Here is a 6,219-nt window from a genome sequence, read left to right on the forward strand (position 1 = left end):
AGTCATGATAATAGGGCCTTCTGATTAGAAGGCCCTATTATCAATGATTTTTATCCTCGTGACGACACTATCTAGTTACACTTTGCGAAATGCTGTTTCGATTGTCTGCTGGAGAAGCATTTAGCCGGATTGCTACAGTATTCATCCCAGAGGTATTGATAGGTGAAGTCAACCTGAGGGTTGAACACTTGAATTACACCAACCTGCGCAGATGTGCAGGTTTTTTTTGCCTGTAAGTCAATGTGTAACAAGCCGGACGATTAGACACACCTCGTTGCACTTAGGCTCATTCCCTTGCTTTTTCCCACTGGCGATCTTACGTGCTGCCAGCCACAATCAAGATCCCAGAGGTATTGATTGGTGATTATTTCGGTACGCATTTCGTACTTAATCTCTTGCACCAACCTGCGCGGATGCGCAGGTTTTTTTTCGCCCGCATTTCGCCGCCCCGCACTTCTCGTGTAATCTGCCACACTCTACGCTTAACCTGTCGAATTGACTGACAAAAGGAGTTGAAATGCTATTTGGCTTTTTTCGCGGCCTCTTTCGCGTCCTGTTCCGTGTGCAGCTTACGGGCAATACGCAGGCACTGTACGGCGAGCGTGTGCTGATTGTCCCTAACCATGTCTCTTTTATTGACGGGATTTTGCTGGCGCTCTTTCTTCCTGTCCGCCCGGTGTTTGCGGTTTACACTTCCATCAGCCAACAGTGGTACATGCGCTGGCTTAAGCCGATTATCGATTTTGTGCCGCTGGACCCCACCAAGCCTATGTCCATCAAACACCTTGTCCGCCTGATTGGCGAAGGGCGTCCGGTGGTGATTTTCCCGGAAGGGCGTATTTCGGTGTCCGGCTCGCTGATGAAAATCTACGACGGCGCGGGTTTTGTAGCGGCGAAATCGGCGGCAACGGTTGTACCGCTTCGTATTGAAGGGGCAGAACTGACCTTTTTCAGCCGCCTGAAAGGGCTGGTCAAACAGCGCTTTTTCCCGCGCATCAATCTGCATGTGCTGCCGCCAACCCAGTTGCCGATGCCGGAAGCTCCGCGTGCCCGTGACCGTCGCAAAATCGCCGGGGAAATGCTGCATCAGATCATGATGGAAGCCCGCATGGCGGTGCGCCCGCGTGAAACCCTGTTCGATGCCTTCCTGGCGGCGCAGTACCGTTACGGCGCGGGTAAAAAGTGTGTGGAAGATATTAATTTCACGCCTGACACTTACCGTAAGCTTTTGACCAAGACGCTGTTTGTCGCCCGTATTCTTGATAAATACACCGCACAGGGCGAGAAAATCGGCCTGATGTTGCCGAACGCCGGTATCAGCGCCGCGGTGATTTTTGGCGCCATCGCCCGTGGACGTATTCCGGCAATGATGAACTACACCGCCGGGGTGAAAGGGCTGACCAGCGCCATTACTGCCGCGGAAATCAAAACGGTGTTTACCTCGCGAACCTTTATGGACAAAGGGAAGCTCTGGCATCTGCCGGAACAGTTAACCCAGGTACGCTGGGTATATCTGGAAGATTTAAAAGGCAGCGTCACGCTGGAAGATAAGCTGTGGATCTTTAGCCGCGTGCTGATGCCTCGTCTGGCGCAGGTGGCGCAGAAACCCGAAGATGCGGCGATTATCCTCTTTACCTCCGGTTCTGAGGGCAACCCGAAAGGGGTGGTGCACAGCCATAAAAGTATTCTGGCGAACGTGGAGCAAATCCGCACCATCGCCGATTTCACCGCCAACGATCGCTTTATGTCGGCGCTGCCGCTGTTCCACTCTTTTGGTCTGACGGTGGGCCTGTTTACGCCGCTGTTGACCGGGGCGGAGGTGTTTCTCTACCCAAGCCCGTTGCACTATCGCATCGTGCCGGAGCTGGTGTACGACCGGAACTGTACTGTGCTGTTTGGTACATCGACGTTCCTTGGCAACTACGCCCGCTTCGCTAATCCGTATGACTTTTTCCGTCTGCGCTACGTGGTGGCGGGAGCCGAGAAACTGCAGGACAACACTCGTCAGCTGTGGCAGGACAAATTTGGTCTGCGCATTCTGGAAGGCTACGGCGTCACGGAGTGCGCGCCGGTGGTGTCGATCAACGTACCGATGGCGGCGAAGTCCGGTACGGTCGGGCGTATTCTGCCCGGTATGGACGCGCGCCTGCTTGAAGTGCCGGGCATCGATGATGGCGGCCGCCTGCAGTTGAAAGGGCCAAACATCATGAACGGCTATCTGCGCGTGGAGAAACCCGGCGTGCTGGAAGCGCCTGCGGCAGAAAATGCCCAGGGTGAGCTGGAAAACGGCTGGTATGACACGGGCGATATCGTGCGCTTTGATGAGCAAGGTTTCGTACAGATTCAGGGCCGTGCTAAACGCTTCGCCAAAATTGCGGGCGAGATGATTTCGCTGGAGATGGTTGAGCAACTGGCGCTGGCGGTCTCGCCTGAGAAGATGCACGCCACGGCGATCAAATCCGACGTCAACAAAGGCGAGGCGCTGGTTCTGTTCACTACCGATGAACAACTGACGCGCGATAAACTCCAGCAGCAGGCGCGCGCGCAAGGCGTGCCGGAACTGGCGGTGCCGCGTGATATTCGCTTCCTTAAACAGCTGCCGTTACTGGGCAGCGGGAAGCCTGACTTTGTGACGTTAAAAAGCATGGTTGAAGAGGCGGAAACCCAAAATGCATGAGTCAGTACCCACTAACACTTCACTGTGGTCGAAGGGCATGAAGGCAGTCATTGTCGCCCAGTTCCTGTCGGCCTTTGGTGATAACGCGCTGCTGTTTGCCACTCTGGCGCTGTTGAAAGCGGAGTTCTACCCCGACTGGAGTCAACCGATCCTGCAGATGGTGTTTGTGGGCGCTTACATTATCTTCGCACCCTTTGTCGGCCAGATTGCCGACAGCTTCCCCAAAGGGCGCGTGATGATGGTCGCTAACGGTCTCAAGCTGTTAGGGGCGGCCAGTATTTGCGTCGGCATCAACCCGTTCATCGGCTATACGCTGGTGGGCGTTGGCGCGGCGGCTTATTCGCCGGCGAAGTACGGCATTCTTGGTGAGCTGACAACCGGCGACAAGCTGGTCAAAGCGAACGGGCTGATGGAATCTTCGACCATTGCCGCGATTCTGCTGGGCTCAATGGCGGGCGGTATTCTGGCGGACTGGCACGTGCTGGCCTCGCTTGGCATCTGCGCGGTGGTCTATGCCGGGGCGGTGTTGGCAAACCTGATGATCCCCCGGCTGGCGGCGGCGCGTCCGGGGCAGTCCTGGCGTTTTACCCCGATGACCCGCAGCTTCTTCTCTGCCTGCTCCTTGTTGTGGCGCAACGGCGAGACGCGCTTTTCACTGGTCGGCACCAGCCTGTTCTGGGGCGCGGGCGTGACGCTGCGTTTCCTGCTGGTACTGTGGGTGCCGGTTGCGCTGGGCATTACGGATAACGCGACGCCGACCTATCTCAATGCCATGGTGGCGGTGGGGATTGTGGTCGGTGCCGGGCTGGCTGCCAAACTGGTTAAGCTGGAGACAGTGGCGCGCTGTATGCCTGCCGGGATTTTAATTGGCGTGGCGGTGACCTTCTTTTCGTTACAACATGCTGTGCTTCCGGCGTACGGCATTTTGCTGCTGATCGGCATGCTGGGCGGCTTTTTCGTGGTACCGCTTAATGCGCTGCTACAGGAGCGCGGCAAGCGTTCTGTCGGCGCTGGTAACGCCGTTGCGGTACAGAATCTTGGCGAAAACACCGCCATGCTGTTGATGCTGGGGCTTTACTCCCTGGCGGTCAAAGTGGGTGTACCGGTGGTGGGCGTAGGTGTCGGCTTTGGCGTGTTGTTTGCTGTCGCTATTGCGGCACTGTGGGTCTGGCAACGCCGCCGCTAAAATACAGGCCGGGATAGCCCGGCCTGATTCAAATTACGGTGCCGGGTAGGTATAAACCTGATGCACCGCTTCAATTTCTGCCAGCACCTCTTCGCTGAGGGTCAGATGCAGACTCTCCACATTCGTTTTCAGCTGTTCCAGAGTTGTTGCACCCAGCAGGGTGCTGGCAACGAACGGCTGACGACGCACAAAGGCCAATGCCATCTGTGCCGGGTCCAGATTGTGGCGTTTAGCGATATCCACATAGGCGGCAATCGCTTTTTGCGCCTGCTCGCCGCTGTAGCGGGTAAAACGACTGAACAGGGTATTGCGCGCCCCTGCGGGTTTCGCGCCGTTCATGTACTTACCAGTTAAGGTGCCGAACGCCAGGCAGGAGTAGGCCAGCAGCTCAACGCCTTCGTACTGCGTCACTTCCGCCAGACCCACTTCGTAGCTGCGGTTGAGCAGGCTGTAAGGGTTCTGAATAGTGACGATACGCGGCAGCTCGTGTTTTTCCGCCAGTTGCAGATAGCGCATCACGCCAAATGCCGTTTCGTTCGAGATGCCGATATAGCGAATCTTGCCCGCGCGCTGAAACTCGGTCAACGCTTCCAGGGTTTCCAGCAGGGTGACGACGGGGCGGATTCCGTCCACTTATAGCCCAGAGTGCCAAAGCAGTTGGTGGGGCGCTGCGGCCAGTGCACCTGATAGAGATCGAGGTGATCGGTTTGCAGGCGTTTCAGGCTGTCTTCCAGCGCCTGGCGGATGTTTTTACGGTCCAGCGCCTGGTTTGGGCGAATACCACTGTCGTTATTGCGCGAGGGGCCGCTGACCTTCGAAGCGAGGACCACTTTCTCACGATTGCCGCGCTTCGCCAGCCAGTTGCCGACGTAGGTCTCCGTCAGCCCTTGTGTTTCTGGGCGCGGCGGGACGGGATACATCTCTGCGACATCAATCAGGTTAATGCCCTGGCTGATGGCGTAATCAAGCTGCGCATGGGCGTCGGCTTCGCTGTTCTGTTCACCAAACGTCATTGTGCCCAGCCCCAGGGTGCTTATCTCAAGCGAACTGTGGGGGATACGGTGATAGTGCATAGCCGGCTTCCTTTACTGTCTTTACTGCGTCAGATGTCCTGACAAAGGAATATAAACATGGCAGAGGGCAGAACAAAGGGAAAAAGGGGGGGCAAAAAAAGGCCAGCAGGTAACTGACCTCTCTACAGATTTTTAGCGCTCAAGAATCTGGGAAACATCATCACGGTTGATCTGCATCTTATTGCCCTGCTGGTCGCGGTAGCTGACCAGGCCGGTTTCATCGTCAATTTCCGGCTTACCGTCAGTCAGGATCATCCTGCCGTCTTTCGTCGCCATGACGTAATCACTGCTACAACCTGATACCGCAAATGCCAATCCAACTGCGGAGATAATCACTGCCCATTTTTTCATCGTTCTGTCCTCATTTGGCTCGTGTCTCACATCATTCTAGTAATAACCTGACGTATCGGGACAAAAAAGGGGGAAAATCTTAAAGTGTGGGGGCGGGCGAAAAGCAAAGGGAAAAACGGCTTCCCCCTGCGGGGAAGCGTCGTATTACTGCGGGTTTTTCTTGCCGCGCATTAAGTTGAGGGTCTCAACCGCGATAGAGAAAAACATTGCGAAGTAGATATAACCCTTCGGCACATGAATCGAGACGCTTTCCAGAATCAGGGTGAAACCCACCAGAATCAGGAATGATAACGCCAGCATTTTGACCGACGGATGGCGATTCACAAACTCGCCAATCGGGCGTGCGGCAAACATCATCACGCCGACCGAAATCACCACTGCCGCCATCATAATAAACAGATGATCGGACAGGCCAACCGCGGTGATGACGGAATCGAGGCTGAAAATAATGTCCAGCAGCATAATCTGAACGATGGCGCCGAGGAACGAGTGAACATTGGTTTTCAGATCCTCTTCATCCCCTTCGATCGTTTCATGAATCTCTTTACTGGCTTTCCAGATAAGGAACACACCGCCACAAAACAGAATCAGATCGCGCGCAGAAACCGCATGATCAAATGCGGTAAAAAGCGGCGTGGTCAGTTTTGTCACCCAGGCGATTGACGCCAGCAGCAGCAATCGCATGACCATCGCGGCAGCCAGACCCAGCCTGCGGGCGTGGTTACGCTGTGCGGTGGGCAGCTTCGCCACAACCAGGGAGAGGAAGATAATATTGTCGATCCCAAGCACAATCTCCAACAACGTTAGGCTGTGTCCCTTAATTGCATAACCTCTTGTAAAACAATCGGATGCAACCCCAGCTTGACCATTGAAAGATAATTCCTCGCCGTTTTGTCGTAACGTGTTGCAATGCGCCGGTATTCTTTCAGGCG

The 6,219-nt window shown here is 55.3% G+C and carries 4 protein-coding genes and 2 pseudogenes; 2 read left to right on the forward strand and 4 right to left on the reverse strand.

All coding sequences use genetic code 11. The features are described from left to right. Positions 1-517: 517 nt before the first annotated feature. Together aas and lplT are read left to right on the forward strand one after the other, a co-directional pair. Positions 518-2,677, forward strand: a complete 2,160-nt coding sequence (gene aas / locus ACSZPU_RS22200) for a bifunctional acyl-ACP--phospholipid O-acyltransferase/long-chain-fatty-acid--ACP ligase (protein ID WP_499003222.1) — start codon at positions 518-520, stop codon at positions 2,675-2,677. Then, positions 2,670-3,863 (forward strand): lysophospholipid transporter LplT, encoded by a 1,194-nt coding sequence (lplT, locus tag ACSZPU_RS22205; RefSeq protein ID WP_499003224.1) that lies wholly within the window; start codon positions 2,670-2,672, stop codon positions 3,861-3,863. Before aas ends, lplT begins: the two co-directional genes overlap by 8 nt. A 33-nt stretch (positions 3,864-3,896) precedes the next feature. Here the strand turns inward: lplT and ACSZPU_RS22210 are convergent. The 4 genes and pseudogenes from ACSZPU_RS22210 to ACSZPU_RS22225 form a co-directional block, all read right to left on the reverse strand. Further along, positions 3,897-4,936: pseudogene (locus tag ACSZPU_RS22210) on the reverse strand (NADP(H)-dependent aldo-keto reductase). A gap of 132 nt (positions 4,937-5,068) precedes the next feature. Further along, positions 5,069-5,287, reverse strand: coding sequence for a YgdI/YgdR family lipoprotein (locus ACSZPU_RS22215; RefSeq protein ID WP_090088597.1), 219 nt, complete (start codon positions 5,285-5,287; stop codon positions 5,069-5,071). 144 nt (positions 5,288-5,431) lie between these two features. Further along, a complete protein-coding gene (locus ACSZPU_RS22220; protein WP_499003228.1) occupies positions 5,432-6,109 on the reverse strand; it encodes a TerC family protein in 678 nt (225 codons plus the stop codon). Then, positions 6,105-6,219 (reverse strand): annotated as a pseudogene (locus ACSZPU_RS22225) (IS5/IS1182 family transposase); the annotation flags it as partial. The gene ACSZPU_RS22220 and the pseudogene ACSZPU_RS22225, both read right to left, overlap by 5 nt.

Origin of the sequence: Phytobacter sp. V69, from assembly GCF_965644215.1 — a bacterium.
GTDB lineage: Bacteria > Pseudomonadota > Gammaproteobacteria > Enterobacterales > Enterobacteriaceae > Phytobacter.

Coding starts and splice junctions, on each gene's coding strand:
- aas (WP_499003222.1), top strand. CDS start 518: ATGCTATTTGGCTTTTTTCGCGGCCTCTTTCGCGTCCTGTTCCGTGTG.
- lplT (WP_499003224.1), top strand. CDS start 2,670: ATGCATGAGTCAGTACCCACTAACACTTCACTGTGGTCGAAGGGCATG.
- ACSZPU_RS22215 (WP_090088597.1), bottom strand. CDS start 5,287: ATGAAAAAATGGGCAGTGATTATCTCCGCAGTTGGATTGGCATTTGCG.